Raw genomic sequence first — 18,924 nt, forward strand, 5'->3', positions numbered from 1 at the left:
ACCAGTCGCGGCTGCGCCGCGTCCGGGGGCGAGGGGAAGCGCTTGCCGCCTCCGCCAATGAGCGGCATAACCCCAGGCATGACCGATAAACGCCCCCTGCTCCGCGCAATTTTCGATGCCGCAGTTGCTGCGGCCCATCCCGATGTCATCCTCAGCGCCCACCTGCCGGCGCCGCCGAAGGGCCGTATCATCTGCCTCGCCGCCGGCAAGGGCGCTGCCGCCATGGCGGCTGCCGCCGAGGCGCATTATCTCGACACGCTAAAGCTCGATCCCGCGCGCCTCACCGGCATCGCCACCACGCGCCATGGCCATGGGGTGCCGACACGGCGCATCCGCGTGGTCGAGGCCGGCCATCCCGTGCCTGACGAGGCGGGGCTCAAGGGCGCCGACGATTCTTTGAAGTTGGCCGCCGAAGCCACCGCTGACGATCTTCTGCTGGTGCTGATATCTGGCGGCGGCTCCGCCAACTGGACCGCGCCAGTGGCGGGCATCACCTTCCAGCAGAAGCAGCAGCTCAACCGCGCGCTACTTCGCTCCGGTGCGGTGATCGGCGAGATCAACACCGTGCGCAAGCATCTGTCGCGTATCAAGGGCGGCCGCCTCGCCCGTGCCGGGCAGAAGGCCGAGATCGTGTCGCTGGCGATTTCCGACGTGCCGCATGACGATCCCGCCGTGATCGCATCGGGACCGACGGTGCCGGATACGACCACATTGGCCGATGCCCGTGCGATCATCGCGAAGTTCAATCTCACCATCGACGATGCCGTGCGCGCGGCGCTCAGCGAAGAGGCCAATGAAAGCGTGAAGCCGAACGACGTCGCATTCGCACGTGCGCGTTTTGAGCTGATCGCACGTCCGCGCGAGTCACTCGATGCCGCAATCAAGGTGGCCAGTGATGCCGGCTATGAGATCATCGATCTCGGTGCCGATCTCGAAGGCGAAGCGCGCGAGATTGCCGCTGACCATGCGAAGCTGGCGCTTAAGGCCAAGGCAGACGGCAAAAAGCTCGCGATCCTCTCCGGCGGCGAACTCACTGTGACCGTCACGGGCAACGGCCGCGGCGGCCCGAACCAGGAATACGCGCTGGCGCTCGCGGATGCTTTCAAGGATACCACCGGCATCGTCGCGCTCGCCGGTGACACCGACGGCGCCGATGGCGGCGCCGGCAGCGCCAGCGATCCCGCCGGCGCGGTCATCGATGCACGTACGTTCGAGGCAATGCGCGCGCAGAAGCTCGATGCGAAAGCAACGCTGGCGAATAACGACGCGACGACGTTCTTCACCGCGACAGGCGATCTGCTGCAGACCGGGCCGACGCTGACCAACGTGAATGATGTCAGGGTAATTTTAGTGGACTAACCACACACTGTCATTCCGGGCGCGGGCACCACTTGGCGCTCGCGAACCTCAGCCACTCAACTTGGAGTAGCGGGGAATCCAGGAGTGATGAACATGTCGAGATTCCGGGCTCGCACTCTCGGCTACGCCGAGATCGCACCCCGGAATGACAATTAGAACTCCCGAGCAATCTTCGCCATCATGCCCAGCAGCGCCTTGTGCTCGGCCGGCCCCAGCACCTCGATCAGCCGCGCTTCATGCCGGGTCGCCACCAGCTTCTTGGCACGGGCCAGCGTGGCACGCCCCTTATCGGTGAGCATCAGCACATGGGAGCGGCGGTCGCTCGGCGAGCGCATCCGCGTCAGCAAGTCGCGGCTCTCCAGAGCGTCAAGCAGCGAAACGAAATTCGGACGGAGAATGCCGAGCGTATTGGCGATTTCGGTCTGGTTGCGGCCCGGGTTCTTGTCCAGCAGCAGCAGCACCGAGAACTGCGCCGGCGTCAGCTGCAGCGGCGCCATGCAGCGCAGGAAGTCTTCAAACACCTTCAACTGCGCACGTTTCAGCGAATAGCCCAGCAGTTCGGACAGTTCGCCGAGCTGCAGCGCACCGCCCTCCTCGTCGAACCCGACGGGCGCAACCTGCTTGGCTTGATCCTGGGACGTCATCTTTGAAACAGTCATCGCTCGCTTTCCGCGATACCCGGCGGCTTGAATGAAACACCCGGTCGACGCGCGACGGGCCTTGAGATTATGTTCAATAATCGTTATGAAGTATATCAAATAGACGGCGGGTTTCAACCGCCATTGTTGATCGTCCCGCGCCTGTGGTATCCGGCGCGCCAGACAGTGTGGGGGAGCGCGCGGCTTTGAATACGACGATTTTGCTGTTCCTTTTGCAGGACGGCATCACCAATGGCGCGATTTATGCGCTGCTCGGGCTGGCCCTGGTGCTGGTCTTTGCGGTTACACGCATCATCCTGATCCCCCAGGGCGAATTCATCACTTTTGGTGCGCTGACCTATGCCAGCCTCTCGGCCGGCCAGATGCCGGGCACCATCAAGCTCGCCGTCGCCATGGGCGTCGTGGCCTTTGCCTTCGATCTCTTCACCTTCCGCAAGGCGCTCCATGCCAGGCGCGTACTGCGCTCGATTGCGGTCAATATCGTGTTCCCGCTGGCGATCTGGGGCGTGATGTGGGTGCTGGGTGGACGGCCGGGGAATATCGCCCTCAACATCGCGCTGTCGCTGCTGATCGTCGCCGCCATCGGCCTTTATCTCTATCGCATCGCGTTCCAGCCGATCGCCCACACATCGGTTCTGGTACTGCTGATCGCCTCGGTGGGCTGCCACCTCGCGCTACAGGGCTTCGGCCTCGTCTTCTTCGGCGCCGAAGGCCAGCGCGGCCCTGCGATCTCGTCTGACGCCATCACCATCGGCGCGCTGCGCTTCACCGGCCAGAGCATCGCCGTCTATGGCATCACCATCGCTCTGATCGTCGGGTTGTGGCTGTTCTTCGGCTACACGCTTTATGGCAAAGCGCTGCGCGCCACGGCGGTAAACCGCCTCGGTGCTCGCCTCGCCGGCATCCGCACCTCACTGTCGGGTCAGATCGCATTCCTGCTGGCCTCGGTCATCGGCGCCATCTCAGGCATTCTGATAGTGCCGATCACCACGCTCTATTACGACACCGGCTTCCTGATCGGCCTGAAGGGCTTCGTTGCCGCGATCATCGGCGGCCTCGTCAGCTATCCGCTGACGGCTGCCGCCGCGATCCTGGTCGGCTGTGTCGAGGCGTTCTCGTCCTTCTATGCGAGCAACTACAAAGAAGTCATCGTCTTCACGCTGATCCTTCCGGTTCTGGTGCTGCGCTCGCTCGCCGCACCCGAAGTCGAAGAAGAGAAGGATTAAGCGCCATGCAACAGCGTCTCCTTCCCATTCTCGTCTTCGCGCTGGTGATGGCTGCGATCCCGTTCGTGCCGGGCGTGCCGCCATTCTGGATCGTGCTGCTCGACAATATCGGCCTCGCCGCGCTCGTCGCCATGGGCCTCGTGCTGCTCACCGGCGTCGGCGGCCTGACGTCATTCGGCCAGGCGGCGTTCTGCGGTTTCGGCGCCTATACAACGGCCTATCTCACTACCGCCTATGGAATGTCGCCGTGGCTGACGCTGCCGATGTCACTGATCGTCTCGGGCCTCGCCGCGGTGCTGCTCGGCATCATCACCATGCGTCTGTCGGGCCACTATCTTCCGCTCGGCACCATCGCCTGGGGCATCAGCCTGTTCTATCTGTTCAGCAAGCTGGAATTCCTCGGCCGTAACGATGGCATTTCGGGCATCCCGCCACTGTCGATCGGCACGTGGAAGATGCTGGATCCCGGCTCGATCTATTTCCCGATCTGGATCGCAGTCATCATATGCGCGCTGCTGTCCATGAACCTTCTAGACTCGCGGACCGGCCGTGCCATCCGCGCGCTGCGCCGTGGCCATATCGCAGCCGAAGCCTTCGGCGTGCAGACGGCGCGCGCGAAGCTCCTGGTCTTCATCTACGCAGCAGTTCTCGCCGGCCTGTCCGGCTGGCTCTATGCGCACTTCCAGCGCGCTGCGAATCCGACGCCGTTCGGACCGCATCTCGGCATCGAATATCTGTTCATCGCGGTGGTCGGCGGCGCCGGCTATGTCTGGGGCGGTGTGCTCGGTGCCGCCGTGGTCGTGATCCTCAAGGAAGTCCTGCAGAGCTATCTGCCGCTGATCTTCGGCGGCGGCGGAGGCCAGCTCGAAACCATCGTGTTCGGCATCCTGCTCGTCGCGCTGCTGCAACTCGCGCCAACTGGCATGTGGCCGTGGCTGACCGCGTGGCTGCCGGCCGGCGACAGCCGCAAGCGCCCCGCGCCAGCCGATGCACTGCCCGCCCGCAACGACCACCGTCCGGATACCGGCGTCTTGCTGCAGGTCGACAAGGCGCGCAAGCAGTTTGGCGGTGTGGTCGCCGTCAACGACGTGTCGTTCAATGTGCAGGCACGCGAGATCGTCGCTTTGATCGGCCCCAACGGCGCCGGCAAGAGTACGACCTTCAATCTCATCACCGGCGTACTGGCCGCGACCGCCGGCAAGGTCGCCGTACTCGGCAAGAGTGTGTCCGGCGCGCCGCCGCAGGAGATCGTCAAGCTCGGCATTGCCCGTACCTTCCAGCATGTGAAGCTTGTGCCCGACATGACCGTGCTGGAAAACGTCGCCCTCGGTGCGCATCTGCGCGGACGTTCGGGCGCCATCGCCAGCATGCTGAGGCTTGACCGCGCCGACGAAGCGAAGCTGCTCGCGGAAGCTGCCAAGCAGATCGAACGCGTCGGCCTCGGTGACCAGATGAACCAGCTCGCAGGATCCCTGTCACTCGGCCAGCAGCGCATCGTCGAGATCGCCCGGGCGCTGTGCGTCGATCCGATGCTGCTGCTGCTGGATGAGCCCGCCGCCGGTCTGCGCCACATGGAGAAGCAGCAACTGGCATCGCTGCTGCGGCAGCTGCGCGATGGCGGCATGTCGGTGCTGCTGGTCGAACACGACATGGGCTTCGTCATGAATCTCGCCAATCGCATCGTGGTACTCGATTTCGGCACCAAGATCGCCGAGGGCACACCGGCTGACATCAAGACCAATCCCGACGTCATCAAGGCCTATCTGGGAGCGGTCGCATGAGCGCGTTGCTACAAGTCTCTGATGCGCATGTCGCCTATGGCAAGGTCGAGGCTGTGCGTGCGGTCAATCTCGAGGTTCGCGCCGACGAGATCGTCACGATCATTGGCGCCAACGGCGCCGGCAAGACCACGCTACTCAATGCGGTGATGGGCATCCTGCCGCTGAAAGGCGGTGTGACATTCGCAGGGCAAGACGTCTCCAAGATCGACATCGAGGACCGCGTCGCTGCCGGCCTCAGCCTCGTGCCCGAACATCGCGAATTGTTCGCCACGATGAATGTGGAAGACAATCTGCTTCTCGGCGCCTTCCGCATCGACAAGGCCACCGCCGCCCGCTCGTTCGAGCACGTCTACAATTTGTTTCCGCGCCTGAAGGAGCGCCGCAAGCAGCTCGCCGGCACATTGTCGGGCGGCGAACAGCAGATGCTGGCCATGGGCCGCGCACTGATGGGCGCACCGAAGCTGCTGATGCTCGACGAACCAAGCCTCGGCCTCGCCCCGATCATCGTCGCCGACATTTTCCGCATCGTCAGCGAGCTGAAGGCTGCCGGCGTCTCAGTGCTGCTGGTCGAGCAGAATGCGCAGGCGGCACTGAAGATCGCCGACCGCGCTTATGTGATGGAGCTCGGCGAGTTCATCCTGGATGGCGCCGCCAGCGATATCGCCAGCAACCAGCGCGTGGTGGCGAGCTATCTGGGTTTCCAGCACGAAGGCGAGAGCGCGATCTAGTCGGGATGCGCGCGCCTTCTAGCGTGCGACGGACCGCTCTAGCATCTTCCAGACCCAGTCCTGCCAGCGCGAGAGCTCGCCGGCGTCCATCAGGTCGCGGCCGAGAAACGCCGTCAGCGTCCAGCGATTAGAGACGTAGAAATAATTCAGCGACATGATCGCGATGTAGAGCTGCAGCGGCTCGACATCGGCGCGGAACACACGCTCGGAGATACCGCGGCTGACGATCTTCTCGACCATTTCCAGTGCCGGCGATGAAAGCCGCTTAAGGCTCTTGGCTTTCGAGACGTACCGGCCGCGATGCAGGTTCTCGTTGTTGAGTACCGTGATCATCTCGGGATGTTCGATATAGTGTCGCATGGTGAAAACCGCGAGCCGGCGTAGCGCATCCATCGGATCAGTCAGATCGAGCGCCAGTTCGCGCTCCGCATCCGTCATGTTGACGTACAGTGTTTCCAGCACCGCGATATACAGCTTCTCCTTGCTGCCGAAGTAGTAATAGATCATCCGGTCGTTGGATTTCGCGAGCTTCGAGATCGTCGCGATGCGCGCCCCACTGAGTCCGCGTTCGGCGAAAATCCGGATCGCGGCGTCCAGGATATTCTTGCGAATGATCCCGCCATCAACGAGTTTCGGCCGCCCCCGTGGCGCGCGTTTGGGCACGGCTGCCTTGCGCCCTGGCATCCCATCGTCCGGCTGACTGACTGACCGGGCCGTCGTCGTTGGTGCGCCGCGCGTGGCGGTTCGCGCGGCCACGGCACGTTTTTCAGCCATTTAAAGCGATTCCCTTGCTCTCATCGGCACATTCTATGCGCCGCCGCAACAGCTGCCACAAGCCTGCGCAGCTTCGAATAAATCTTAAGCTGGACGTCTGATTTAGATCGGATCTATATTCGTTAAGTATTTACTTCAATAAATCGGACAACGTTCTTCCCTTACCGGAGTAATGGCGATGATCGAACGAGACCAGCAGCAGCCAGCCTCCCATGTCCGCGACACCTGGTATCCCGCGACATGGTCGCGCGACGTCACCGACAAGCCGGTGCAGCGACGTATCCTCGGTGAACTCGTCGCGCTATATCGCGGCGAAGACGGCAATATCCACGCATTGGAAGACGCCTGCCCGCATCGACTGGCACCGCTGTCGATGGGGCGGATCAGGGGCTCCATGCTGGAGTGCGGCTATCATGGCCTCACCTTTGATGGCACGACCGGCCGCTGCGTGCGTATCCCTGGCCAGAACAACATCCCCGCTAACGCTCAGGTGCGTAGCTTCCCTGTCTTCGAGAAAATGGGCCTGATCTGGATCTGGATGGGCGATGCGACGCTGGCAGATCCCGCAACAATCTATGACCTGCCACAGTTTACCGACCCTGAATGGAGTGCGGTGGAAGGCGATGCACTGCACATCAGCTGCAACTATCTCAATCTCGCCGACAATCTGTGCGACCCTGCCCATGTCAGCTTCGTGCACCTCTCAACGCTGGGTAATTCAGCCGGCGAGGAAGTGCCGGTCGAAACGGAGAAGCGCGGCGACGATTATCTCGTCACCTGGCGCTGGATCATCGATGCACCGGCCATCCCGCTGTTCCAGAAATTCGGCAGCTTCACCGGCCATGTCGATCGCTGGCACTATTACCACTATCACGCGCCAAGCATCGCGGTGATCGACTTCGGCAGTGCCGCCACCGGCACGGGCGCGCCCGAAGGCAAGCGCGACGACTGCATCCAGATCTTCGCATGCCACTTCATCACGCCAGTCGATGAGAACAACTGTATCGACCACTGGCTACACGTGAAAAACTTCAAGGCCGACGACGACGCCAACAAGCGTCTGTCGGACCAATTCCGCATCGCATTCCAGGAGGACAAGGACATCCTCGAAGCGATCCACCAGAACGAGCGCGAACCGCGTACGCGGCGCCCGCTACGGATCGCCATCGATGGCGCACCGATCCGCGTGCGTCAAATGGTCGAGCGCATGATCGAAGCCGAGCGCAAGGATGTTGCGATAGCCGCCATCGCCTGAATCGACGCCGTACCGCGCGGCGGATACCCGCCCCACTCTTCCAGATCAACACAAGGAGACAGAAATGGCCTTTCGGGTAAAAACGTTACTGACGCTCCTGTTGCTGGGATCAGCATCCACGGCTACGCAGGCAGGCGATACGATCAAGATCGGCGACCTCAACAGCTACAAGGCGATGGTCGCCAATACGCAGCCCTATCGCAACGGTCTCGACCTTGCGATCGCAGAAGCCAATGCCGCCGGCGGCGTGCTCGGCAAGAAGCTGGAAATGGTTTATCGCGACGATGGCGCCAATCCCAATGAGGCTGTGCGGGCGGCTGACGAACTGATCCTGCGTGAGAATGTCGATATCCTGACCGGCACCATCCTCAGCCATGTCGGCCTTGCCGTCGCCGACTTCGCCAAGCAGCGCAAGATGTTCTTCCTTGCCTCGGCACCGCTCACCGACAAGCTGATCTGGGAAAATGGCAACCGCTATACTTACCGACTGCGGCCTTCGACCTACACGCACGCCGCCGCGCTGGTTCCGGACGCGGTGAAGCTCAAGAAGAAGCGCTGGGCAATGGTCTATCCCAATTACGAATACGGCCAGTCTGCCGTCGCGACCTTCAAGACCCTGCTGAAACAGCAGCAGCCCGACGTTGAATTCGTCGCCGATCTGGCGCCGCCGCTCGGCAAGATCGAGGCTGGTGCAGTTGCGCAAGCGCTCGACGATGCCAAGCCTGATGCGATCTTCAACGTACTGTTCGGGCCGGATCTCGCCAAGTTCGTCCGCGAAGGCAATACGCGCGGCATATTCGAGAAGCGGGACGTGGTCAGCCTGCTGACCGGCGAGCCCGAATATCTCGATCCACTGAAAGACGACGCACCCAAGAACTGGATCGTCACAGGTTATCCCTGGTACCTGATCAAAACGCCCGCACATGAGACCTTCGTGAAAGACTACCAGGCCAAGTACAAGGACTATCCGCGAATGGCGTCGCTGGTCGGCTATGTGACCGGCAAGGCGCTGGCTGCAGGCATCGTGAAAGCCGGGTCCACAGAGTCCGAGAAGCTGATCACGGCATTCGCCGACCTGACATTCGACACCCCCGCCGGACCGATCGCCTTCCGCGGCATCGATCATCAGGCGACGCTCGGCCTCTATGTCGGACACACCGGGGTCAAGGACGGCAAGGGCGTGATGACCGACATGGTCTACAAGGATGGTGCAGCACTCCAGCCATCCGATGCAGATGTACGAAAATGGCGTCCGCTGGACTGACAGCTCGTTACGCACCAACAAAAGCCGGCTGCCTCGCGACAGCCGGCTTTTGTTTGAACTGTGCTCCGGTTTACTTGGCCGGAACGTATTTGCCATCTTTCACCGTCAGCAGGATCCGCGAGCGATCGTCGACGCCGTTGCGGTCCTTTTCGGTGTAGTTGTAGACGCCCTGCGTCGCGGCGATTTCCTTTTCGCTCATCAGCGCCTGGCGGATGGCTTCGCGGAATTCCGGCGTGCCGGGCTTGGCGGTCTTCAACGCCACGGGCACGACGCGCTTCAGCACTTCGAACACATCATAGGCATGACCGGCGAACTGGCTGCGGCTATTGGCGCCATATTTGGCCTCGTAGGCCGCATTGAGTTCGAGGCCGGGCTTCTTGGTCAGCGCCGAGTCCGGCTGGCCTTCCGGATACATCACCGGGCCCGCAGCCATCAGCACGCCTTCGGCGGACTTGCCGGCGATGCGGATGAAGTCTGATGAGGCGGCGCCGTGGGTCTGATAGATCAGTCCCTTGTAGCCGCGGTCACGCAGCTCGGACTGCGGCATGCCGGCGCCAGTACCGGCGGCGCCGATCAGGATCGCATCGGGATTGGCAGCAATCAGCTTCAGCGCCTGACCGGTGATCGACGTATCCGGACGTGCGAAACGCTCGTCATCGACGATGGTCATGCCCATCACTGATGTCTGGGCCTTGAGGTCATTGAACCACAGGTCGCCATAGCTGTCTGAGTAACCGACATAGCCGATGGTCTTCACCCCATGTGCCTTCATGTGATCGTACATGACCTTGCCGACGATCTCGACTGGCTGCGGCATGTCCACCGACCACTTCACACGCGCTGGCGTAAACGGCATCGGCGATAGGCTGAAATGCGGCACACCGGCTTCATTGGCGACCGCCGACATGGCGACCGAGGACGGTACGATCGACGAGCCGACCATGATGTCGGCCTTGGATTCCGACACGAAACGGCGCGCATTGGTGGTGGCGATGGACGGATCGCCGCCGTCGTCGAGCACAATCAGCTTCAACGGCACGCCGCCGATGTCCTTGGGCACGAATTCAAGTGCATTGCGCTCGGGCACGCCCAGCGCCGCCGCAGGGCCCGTGGTGGAAATGCTGATGCCGACGGTGATGTCGGCGGTCTGGGGTTCGGCAGGGGTGGCAATCGCCAGCGAGACGGCAACGGCCGCGATCGCCAGATGAAGCTTAGACATGTCTTATCTTTCTCGTGTGGAAGCGGAGAGCGCCGAAAGCGGCAGCGATACCGGCAGACGTGGCGCTGGTTGTGACCGCGCGAAGCCTCGCGCGCAGCAAAAAGCCGACCCTCTGGCGAGGGCCGGCCTTGTTATCGAAAAATGCCGGCGAAGCAAAGGCGCTTCGCGCCCCTGCCCTCCGTCAGATCTGCATTACTGGGCGAGAACGTATTTGCCGTCTTTCACCGTCAGCAAGATGCGCGAACGCTCATCCAGACCATACCGATCCTTTTCCGTGAAGTTGTAGACGCCCTGGGTGGCGGCAATCTCACGCTCTGTGAGCAACGCCTGCCGGATCGCCTCGCGGAACTCGGGGGTGCCCGGCTTTGCGGTCTTCAGCGCCGTCGGGATCACCCGCTTAAGCACCTCGAAGGCGTCATAGGAGTGGCCCGCGAACTGGCTGCGGCTGTTCGGGCCATATTTGGCCTCATAGGCGGTGTTGAGCGTCATGCCGGGCTTCTTGGTCAGCGCGGTGTCGGCCTGGCCTTCCGGATACATCACCGGGCCGGAGGCCATCAGCACGCCCTCGGCAGCCTTGCCGGCGATGCGGATAAAGTCCATCGAGGCGGCGCCGTGGGTCTGATAGATCAGGCCCTTGTAGCCCTTGTCGCGCAGTTCGGTCTGCGGAAGCGCTGCCGCGGTGCCCGAGGCGCCAACCAGGATCGCGTCCGGATTGGCCGCGATCAGTTTCAGCACCTGACCGGTGACCGACGTATCCGGACGGGCAAAACGCTCTTCCGCCGCGATGTTGATGCCCATCGGCACTGCCTGGGTCTTGAGATCGTTGAACCACAGATCGCCATAGCTATCGGAATAGCCGATATAGCCGATGGTCTTGATGCCCTTGGACTTCATGTGGTCGTACATCACCTTGCCGACGATCGGCACGGGCTGGGGCATGGCCACCGACCACTTGGCGCGTTCCGGCGTGATCGGCAGCGGCGACAGGGCGAAATGCGGGATCCCGGCTTCGTTGGCCACATTGGACACCGCAATGCTGGTTGGCGTCACCGCCGAGCCCATGATGATGTCGGCCTTGGATTCGGTCATGAAACGGCGGGCATTGGTGGTCGCGGTGGTCGGATCGCCGCCATCGTCGAGCACGATGATCTTGAGCGGCACGCCGCCGATTTCCTTCGGCACGAATTCGAGCGCATTGCGTTCGGGAATGCCCAGCGCGGCCGCGGGACCCGTGGTCGACGTGGTGATGCCGATGGTGATGTCGGACGTCTGCGCAAAAGCCGGTGCGGCGAGTGCCAGCGAGGCGGCAACAGCCGCGATCGCCAAGTGATGCTTGGTCATGGGTCTCTCCCTAAGGTCATTTTTTATGTCGTCAGCTAAATCAAAGTTCGGCTGGCTTATCAGCCCCTTCTTTAGGTCAGTGCGCCCTTACCGGTAAAGGGCTGGCGCACTGATGCTTTGCCGCAGGCTTAACGTGGCGCCATGCGCAGCGAGGCGTCGAGCCGGACCACCTCGCCGTTCAGATACGGATTATCGATCATGTGCAGTGCGAGAGACGCGAATTCGTCGGCATGGCCGAGCCGGCGTGGGAACGGGATCGCTGCGGCGAGACTGTCCTGCGCCTCCTGCGGCAGGCCCGCCAAAAGCGGCGTCATGAACAGGCCCGGCGCGATGGTCAGCACGCGGATGCCGAACTGGGCCATCTCGCGGGCAATGGGCAGCGTCATGCCGACGATGCCGCCCTTGGACGCCGAATAGGCGGACTGGCCGATCTGGCCGTCATAGGCCGCCACCGAGGCTGTCGAGATCACCACGCCGCGCTCGCCGGTCTCCAGCGGCTCCAGCTTGGACATCGGGTCCGTTGCCAGGCGGATCATATTGAACGAGCCAATCAGGTTGACGCGAATGACCTTGTCGAAATCGCCGAGCGCCATCGGACCATCGCGGCCGATCACGCGCTTGGCGACGCCGATGCCAGCGCAGTTCACCAGCACACGCGCCGGGCCGTGCGCATTGGCGGCGGCGGCGACCGCGGCTTCAGCGGAGGCGGCGTCGGACACGTCGCAGGAAATGGCAACACCGCCGATTTCCTTGGCGACGGCTTCGGCGAGGGCGATGTTGAGATCGAGCAGCGCGACTTTCGCGCCCTGCGCGGCGAGCCTGCGGGCGGTCGCAGCGCCGAGACCGGAAGCGCCACCCGTGACGATAGCGGCCTGGTTCTTCAATTGCATGATGTCCTCCCCTGTTCGATTTCTCTGCCGTTCATTGGCGGCTTTCAACTAGATCGCGATCACTTTCGCGACTTCCGGATTCCCATAGATATCGTCGATCAACCTGGCGCGATGCTCCAGCACCGCGCGCTGATTGACCGAGCCCTTGTCCGTGACCTCGCCGCGATCGATGGACAGTGGTGTGTCGAGCAGCACCACCTTGGCAATCCGCGTGGAGGACCCCGTCGCGCCAGCCATGAAACGTGCGAGGCGCTCACGGAACGCGTCGCGGACGATCGGATCATTGGCTGCCGCAGCGAGGTCGCCCACAGGAAGATCGGGATTGATCACACGGCAGCCATCGAGATCGAGAATAACGAGAGCTGCGAGTTCGTCGCGGTTGATGCCGGCGATGACGACATCGCGCACCAGCGGCGCGCAGGTGCCGACGAAGCGCGCGCGCAGCGGGCCAACACTGACCCAGGTGCCGCTGCCGAGCTTGAAATCCTCGGAGATGCGGCCGTCGAAATCAAAACCGGCGGAGAGATCATCGGGATCGACGGCCTTCAGCGCATCGCCGAAGATGTAATAGCCTTCCTCGTCGAACGCCTTCGCGGTCAGTTCCGGCTCGCGCCAATAGCCCGGTGTGATGTTCGGCCCCTTGGCGCGGACTTCCATCTTGCCATTGTTCGGCACCAGCTTGGCGTCGTTGCCGGGCACCGGAAGGCCGACATGGCCTGAGCGACTGGTCACCGGGTTGACGCACATGAAGAAAGGGGATGTCTCGGTAGCGCCGAGGCCGGTGAGCATGGGCACACGCACACCCGTTGTCTGCACCGACAGCTCATCGAGGCTGTCCCAGACATAGGCCGACAGCGCTGCGCCGGAAAAGAACATTGCGTGCAGCCGCGCGAAGAATTTTTCGCGCAACGCAGCATCTTCACGCAAATACGGCAACAACGATTCATACCCTTTGGGGACGTTGAAATAGACCGTCGGCGAGATCTCGCGGAGATTACGAATTGTCTGTTCGATACCCGCGGGCGTCGGCTTGCCGTCGTCGAGATACATCGAACCGCCATTGAACAGCGTCAGCCCGATATTATGATTACCGCCAAAGGTGTGATTCCATGGCAGCCAGTCGATGATCACCGGCGGCTCGTCCTTCAGGAAGGCCAGTGTATCGCGCAGCATGATCTGGTTGGCGCACATCATGCGCTGGGTGTTGATCACAGCCTTCGGATTGCCGGTGGAGCCTGAGGTCAGCAAAAACTTCGCGATGGTATCGGGACCGATGGCTGCGTTCGCAGCGTCAAGATTAGCGGCGTCCGGCGTCACGAGCAGATCGGAGAGCTTGGTCACGGGCCGGTCCGGCAGGGAGCCGGTACTTACGACGACTTCAGTGCCTTCGGGCACATTGAAGTGAATGGCGTTCGTAAACGCATTGGCGTCATCGACGAAGACCAGCCCCGGCGTCAGCAGCTTCATGAGATAGCCGAGCTTGCCGTAGTCCTTCGACACCAGCGAATAGGCCGGCGACACCGGAGCGTAGGGAATGCCGGCATAGAGCGCGCCGAAAGCGATCAGTGCGTGATCGACGGAATTGCCCGAGAGAATGACAATGGGCTTGTCGGCGGACAGCTCGCGCGACAGCAGCGCCGAGGCGATGTGGCGCACCGCATCCAGCATCTGCGCGTAAGTGACTTCACGCCAGCCGCCGCCTTCCGCGCGCTCAGCCATGAAGACGCGATCCGGCGCTTCCCTGGCCCAGTGATGCAGATAGTCGGTGACACGGTCCGGATAGTCGCCGATGGCATTGGTCGGACGCAGATAGATGGTGCCGTCGTCGTGGCGCTCGATGGTGACCGCGGGATCGCCATAGGAAATCGGCCGCAGCGGATGCGCGGTTATCGCTCGCTTTGTCTGATCGATTTTGTCGGCACTTGCAGACATTGTTTCCGCCCTGTGTATTCGTCCCGATTGTTGCTTTTATTTTTGTTCGTTGCCGTCTTGCCAGATTAGCCGGGCTTCACCTTGCCGGCCTTGCGCTCCAGAAAATCCCTGATGCGATTTTTCGCCTCCTGATCGCTCTGCGCCACCGAGGCCATCAGCGCTTCGAGCATCAGGCCTGTCTGCGGACTGGCTTCGGCGATCAGCGGCAAGGCCTGCAGCACGGCAAAATTTGTCAACGGTGCGTTCTGCGCGACACGCTCGGCAAGCTCTATGGCCTTGGGTAAGGCGCCGCCGGCTTCCGTCAGATACTGCGCGAAGCCGAGCGCCATGCCCTCCTCCGCCTTGTAGACGCGGCCCGTGAGCATCATATCGGCCATCCGGTGCACGCCGATCAGACGCGGCAGGCGCATCGAACCGCCGCCGCCAACGAAGATGCCGCGGCTGCCTTCCGGCAGTGCGTAATAGGCCGAGGGATCGGCAACGCGAATATGCGCGGAGCAAGCCAGTTCAAGGCCGCCGCCGATCACTGCGCCCTGTAGTGCGGCGATCACTGGGACGCGGCAATGCTGGATGATATCGAACACCCGGTGCCACATCCGCGAATGCATCAAGCCGGCTGTCGCGTCGCGCTCGGTGAGTTCGGACAGATCGAGACCCGCGGAAAAATGCCCGCCGATGCCGTGGACGACGACGGCACCGATTTCCTCGGGCAGCGACGCGAAGCAACGCTCGATGTCCAGGATCAGTCCATCGTTCAGCGCGTTGCGCTTGGCAGGACGGTTCAGGCCCACGATCAGCACGCGGCCTTGGGTTTCGATCTGGAGCATGGCAGCGGTAGCGGCGACGGCTTGGTTCATGAGCGCGATTAGGTCCTAGCTAGAATAATTATATCTTATAACGAATAGCGCATGAGTCAATCTTGCGGTGCAATAGGCTGATCTCGTCCTGCATAAAGTCAGGTATTCCGGTGCGACAGCGATCCGGCCTCGCCTGACCCGCAGGGCAGAGCAGACCGGATCGCCTCCCCTACGACGGCTAGCGGATCGCCACCGGGTTGATCATGCTCTGTACACCACCCTTGAAGCGGGGCTGACCGAGCACGAACAGGAACTCGTAGCCTTTGTCCCTGGCCAGTTCGGACGTGTCCATGTTTTCGAGGATGTAGGTCCCGTTCATCGCCAGCAGTATCTGGTGGATTTCAAATACATTGCCGGTTTCGAACGGCAGCACCTCGACGCCCCAGGTATCGGCGCCGACCGCCACGACACCCTTGCTGGTCAGATACTTGGCGCCCTCGGCGCCAAGGCCGGGCTCGCCGGCATTGTAGCGTTTATCGTCCTTGCCGAGCAGGCTGAGCCATCCCGTGTGGAACAGCACGACATCGCCTTGCCTGATCTCGACGCCCTGCGCCTTGGCGACTTCCTCGATTTCCTTGACGTTGAAAGCCGTGCCTTCCTTGACCACATCAGTCTTGTAGTAAGCCGCCATATCCAGCAGCACACCACGGGTGACCAGCGGCGGCACCTTGTCGATGCCGAGTTTCTTCAGGCCAGTAGGGTCACCGAAGTCTGCAATTTTGTTGCCGTTATAGTAGATGTGATTGACGCCGAGATGGCCGAGCCCGTCCATCTGGCTGCCGACGCCGACCCAGCCGTTGAGCATGTCGTCATTATAGGTCGCGTGATTGGGACCGAGCCCGGGATTGCCAGCCTGACCGGGCTGCACCACGGTGATCTTGAAACCGCGGGGCGGATAGGCCGGCGTGTCCGCGCCCACCGGAATGCCGAGCGCATATGTCTTCCCGGTCTTCACCAGTTGCGCGGCCGACTTCACCAGATCGGGCTTCATGTAGTTGGCGGCACCGATTTCGTCGTTCGGCCCCCATTTCGATTTGGTCCAGTCCTGCGCCATCAACGAAACAACCATGACAAGCGAAATGGCAGTCCCAAGCAGATACGCTCTCAGCATCGTCGCCTCCCTATGTTGGCCGGCTTTTTGCCGGTCGATCGGAAGTTAACTACACAAAGATCATGTTGCGTATGCGAAACTACGCGTCAGGACGCCGCCGCCCGCGTTCATGGAATTGCCACAGCGCTGTCACAGCACCTGATGCACCGCAAGCTCGACACGGTCGGGATGTCGTGCGCCGACGCCGATGAACAGGTTCTGCATTAGCCAGCGATACTTGGGATGCCCTGTCTCGAATTTCGGCACCGAGCGGAAATAGATCAGAGCGGGATCGACGGTCTCGCCCCGAGCGATGCGATCAAGCGCCTCCTTCGGGCCAAAGCGGACGCCGATATTCTCGATATAGACAACAGCGCCGTCATCGAGTTCGAACGTGTATTTCGCTTCCAGCTCGGTGAAGCCATCCGGACGGATAATCTGAAAATCGGCGCCGCCCGAATGGATCGTACCCTTGATGCCCTCGCCCTGCACAGTGCCGCCAAGGACCGGGATGACCCGGCGGATGCCATATCCGAGATCGCCGGCCACGATCGGCGTGCCGACCTTGATCGACAGGCTGAAGACATACTTCGTCGCAAGCTGCGGTGTCGTCATGATGTCATCCAATCATCCGCATCGGCAGCCAGGTGGCAATCAGCGGGAACAGGATCAGCAGCACGAGACGGATCAGGTCGGTAACCACGAATGGCAGCACGCCTTTGAATATCGTCGACATGCTGACGTCCTTGATCACACTCTTGATGACGAACACGTTCATGCCGACCGGCGGATGAATCAGGCCGAGCTCGACGGTCATGACGATGACGATGCCGAACCAGATCGGATCGAAACCAAGCGCCATAATCACCGGAAACACGATCGGCACGGTGAGGATCACCATGGCCATGGCATCCATCAGGCAGCCCAGCACCAGATACATCAGGAGGATCAGCGCCAGCACGCCGTAGGGGCCGATGCCGAGGCCGGTGAGGAACTCGGTGACGTGCTGCGGGGTCTGGGTAATGGTGAGAAAATAGCCAAAGCACAGCGCACCGATGAGCACGGTGAACACGGCGGCCGCGGTCCGCGTCGCTTGCAGTAGTGACTGCAGGATGCCGTCCTTGTTCAGTTTGCCGCGCAACACGCCGATGATAAAGGCACCGACCGCGCCGACTGCACCGGCTTCGGTCGGAATGAAGAAGCCGCCATAGAGGCCGCCGATCACGAAGATGAACAGCAGCAACGGCGACCAGACGTCGCGGATCGCCGCCGCGCGCTCGCGCCACGAGGCTTTCGGGCCAGCCGGCAAGAAGCCCGGCTTGACCACGCCGATGATCGCAATGGTGATCATGTGCATAACGATAGCAAGCAGGCCCGGCACGATGCCGGCGATGAACAGCTTGCCGATGTCCTGCTGGGTAATGATGCCGTAAACCGCCAGCACCGTGGACGGCGGCAGCATCGCACCAAGCGTGCCGCCCACGGCGATGACACCCGTGGCGAAGCTCTGCGGATAATTGAAGCGCCGCATTTCCGGATAGGCAACGGCGGAGAATGTCGCAGCCGTCGCCACCGACGAGCCGGAGATCGCGGCGAAGCCGCCGCAGGCGGCGATGGTTGCGATGCCCAATCCGCCCTTCCAGTGGCCAACAAAGGTGTTGGCCGCGCGAAACAGTTCACGGCTGATACCCGACACCGAGACGAAGGCGCCCATCAGGAGGAACATCGGGATCACGCCAAAGGAATAGTCCGTCACCGTCCGCATGGTAGTCTGGCCGACCAGTTTCAGCGCTGGCGCAAAACCAGTGAGATAGCCGAAGCCCGTGATGCCCACGAGCCCCATTGCCATACCCACCGGCACGCGCAACAGCATCAACACGAACAGGCTGACAAAGCCGATGACGGCAACCGCTTCGTTACTGAGGTCCATGCGACTTACTCTGCCGTCTTGATTTCGGGTTCATGCATCTCTTCCGGATGGAAGATCAGCCTGTAAGTGCGGATCGCGATCAACAGCACCGCCGAAACGTCGCCGATCCATGACAGGAGGAAGAACGGCCAGACCGGCAGTTGCAGATCCATGGTGACGATGTGGCTCGAATAAGTGTCTACGACCTTGTCGAACAGCGTGTAGGTCTGCACGGTCACGACGAACAGCAGCACCAAGGTTGCGAACACGTCGATCCAGCGCTGATACTTTGGCGTGGCATTGGCCCAGACCAGATCGACGGTGATGTGCGAGCCGCGATAGGACGTCGCTGCGATGCCCCAGAAGATCAGCACGCCAAGCATGAACTGGCCGATATTGTAATAATCGGGGATCGTGACCGCAAAGAATTTTCGCATGAACACCGCGACGAAGGTGTTCAGTGCAACGATGCCGACGAAGAACGCGGCGATCCACTCGATGGAATCGATGAAGCGATCCATCACGTTCTTGCGGGGCGGATCCGGCGGAATGCCGAGGGCGCTGGATTGGGAGATTTCGGACGTGGCGGTCATCGTCGATGTCACAATGCTCAAGAGGAGAAGCCAGCCTCCGCCCTCTC

17 protein-coding genes are annotated in these 18,924 nt (G+C 61.8%); 6 read left to right on the forward strand and 11 right to left on the reverse strand.

All coding sequences use genetic code 11. The annotated features are described in order from the left end of the window. Window positions 1–78: 78 nt before the first annotated feature. The gene (locus SFY93_RS26740) at window positions 79–1,359 is read left to right on the forward strand and encodes a glycerate kinase type-2 family protein (protein ID WP_320445225.1); all 1,281 of its coding nucleotides are present in this window, start codon (window positions 79–81) and stop codon (window positions 1,357–1,359) included. Between the two features lie 152 nt (window positions 1,360–1,511). Here the strand turns inward: SFY93_RS26740 and SFY93_RS26745 are convergent, their stop codons facing one another. After that, complete coding sequence (locus SFY93_RS26745; RefSeq protein WP_081421958.1) at window positions 1,512–2,018, reverse strand: MarR family winged helix-turn-helix transcriptional regulator; 507 nt, start codon at window positions 2,016–2,018, stop codon at window positions 1,512–1,514. 185 nt (window positions 2,019–2,203) lie between these two features. On the opposite strand from SFY93_RS26745, the gene SFY93_RS26750 reads away from it, so the two are divergent. From SFY93_RS26750 to SFY93_RS26760, 3 genes are read left to right on the forward strand one after another with little or no spacing between them, the layout of a single operon-like run. Further along, window positions 2,204–3,244, forward strand: a complete 1,041-nt coding sequence (locus tag SFY93_RS26750; RefSeq protein ID WP_320445226.1) for a branched-chain amino acid ABC transporter permease — start codon at window positions 2,204–2,206, stop codon at window positions 3,242–3,244. A 5-nt stretch (window positions 3,245–3,249) separates the two neighbouring features. Beyond that, window positions 3,250–5,025 (forward strand): branched-chain amino acid ABC transporter ATP-binding protein/permease, encoded by a 1,776-nt coding sequence (locus tag SFY93_RS26755; protein ID WP_320445227.1) that lies wholly within the window; start codon window positions 3,250–3,252, stop codon window positions 5,023–5,025. Next, complete coding sequence (locus SFY93_RS26760; RefSeq protein WP_320445228.1) at window positions 5,022–5,753, forward strand: ABC transporter ATP-binding protein; 732 nt, start codon at window positions 5,022–5,024, stop codon at window positions 5,751–5,753. Before SFY93_RS26755 ends, SFY93_RS26760 begins: the two co-directional genes overlap by 4 nt. A gap of 18 nt (window positions 5,754–5,771) precedes the next feature. Here SFY93_RS26760 and SFY93_RS26765 read toward each other — a convergent pair whose 3' ends face one another. Beyond that, entirely contained in the window at window positions 5,772–6,527 is a 756-nt protein-coding gene (locus SFY93_RS26765) for a TetR/AcrR family transcriptional regulator (protein ID WP_320445229.1), read from the reverse strand. Between the two features lie 178 nt (window positions 6,528–6,705). Here SFY93_RS26765 and SFY93_RS26770 point away from each other — a divergent pair, with 178 nt between their 5' ends. Together SFY93_RS26770 and SFY93_RS26775 are read left to right on the forward strand one after the other, a co-directional pair. Next, window positions 6,706–7,782 carry an aromatic ring-hydroxylating dioxygenase subunit alpha gene (locus SFY93_RS26770; protein ID WP_320445230.1) on the forward strand — a complete coding sequence of 359 codons (1,077 nt, stop codon included), beginning with the start codon at window positions 6,706–6,708 and terminating at the stop codon, window positions 7,780–7,782. A gap of 64 nt (window positions 7,783–7,846) precedes the next feature. Continuing rightward, entirely contained in the window at window positions 7,847–9,046 is a 1,200-nt protein-coding gene (locus SFY93_RS26775; protein ID WP_320445231.1) for an ABC transporter substrate-binding protein, read from the forward strand. Window positions 9,047–9,116: 70 nt separating this feature from the next. Here the strand turns inward: SFY93_RS26775 and SFY93_RS26780 are convergent, their stop codons facing one another. The 9 genes from SFY93_RS26780 to SFY93_RS26820 all read right to left on the reverse strand — a co-directional run bounded on the left by SFY93_RS26780 (window position 9,117) and on the right by SFY93_RS26820 (window position 18,805). Then, window positions 9,117–10,265, reverse strand: coding sequence for an ABC transporter substrate-binding protein (locus tag SFY93_RS26780; RefSeq protein ID WP_320445232.1), 1,149 nt, complete (start codon window positions 10,263–10,265; stop codon window positions 9,117–9,119). Between the two features lie 192 nt (window positions 10,266–10,457). After that, on the reverse strand, window positions 10,458–11,606 hold the full coding sequence (locus tag SFY93_RS26785; protein ID WP_320445233.1) for an ABC transporter substrate-binding protein: 1,149 nt from the start codon (window positions 11,604–11,606) through the stop codon (window positions 10,458–10,460). Window positions 11,607–11,734: 128 nt separating this feature from the next. Continuing rightward, entirely contained in the window at window positions 11,735–12,496 is a 762-nt protein-coding gene (locus tag SFY93_RS26790; protein WP_089265449.1) for an SDR family NAD(P)-dependent oxidoreductase, read from the reverse strand. 48 nt (window positions 12,497–12,544) lie between these two features. Continuing rightward, a complete protein-coding gene (locus SFY93_RS26795; RefSeq protein WP_320445234.1) occupies window positions 12,545–14,428 on the reverse strand; it encodes a feruloyl-CoA synthase in 1,884 nt (627 codons plus the stop codon). A 65-nt stretch (window positions 14,429–14,493) separates the two neighbouring features. Continuing rightward, window positions 14,494–15,285 carry a crotonase/enoyl-CoA hydratase family protein gene (locus SFY93_RS26800; protein ID WP_184511528.1) on the reverse strand — a complete coding sequence of 264 codons (792 nt, stop codon included), beginning with the start codon at window positions 15,283–15,285 and terminating at the stop codon, window positions 14,494–14,496. A gap of 178 nt (window positions 15,286–15,463) precedes the next feature. Then, window positions 15,464–16,396 carry a cyclase family protein gene (locus SFY93_RS26805; protein ID WP_320445235.1) on the reverse strand — a complete coding sequence of 311 codons (933 nt, stop codon included), beginning with the start codon at window positions 16,394–16,396 and terminating at the stop codon, window positions 15,464–15,466. Between the two features lie 129 nt (window positions 16,397–16,525). Continuing rightward, window positions 16,526–16,990: a DUF3237 domain-containing protein gene (locus SFY93_RS26810; protein WP_320445236.1), complete on the reverse strand. Its 465-nt coding sequence runs from the start codon at window positions 16,988–16,990 to the stop codon at window positions 16,526–16,528. Window positions 16,991–16,994: 4 nt separating this feature from the next. Next, complete coding sequence (locus SFY93_RS26815; RefSeq protein WP_149531677.1) at window positions 16,995–18,305, reverse strand: TRAP transporter large permease; 1,311 nt, start codon at window positions 18,303–18,305, stop codon at window positions 16,995–16,997. Window positions 18,306–18,310: 5 nt separating this feature from the next. After that, window positions 18,311–18,805 (reverse strand): TRAP transporter small permease, encoded by a 495-nt coding sequence (locus SFY93_RS26820; protein ID WP_244527997.1) that lies wholly within the window; start codon window positions 18,803–18,805, stop codon window positions 18,311–18,313. Window positions 18,806–18,924: the final 119 nt, after the last annotated feature.

Source organism: Tardiphaga sp. 42S5, from assembly GCF_034044155.1.
Classification (GTDB): domain Bacteria; phylum Pseudomonadota; class Alphaproteobacteria; order Rhizobiales; family Xanthobacteraceae; genus Tardiphaga; species Tardiphaga robiniae.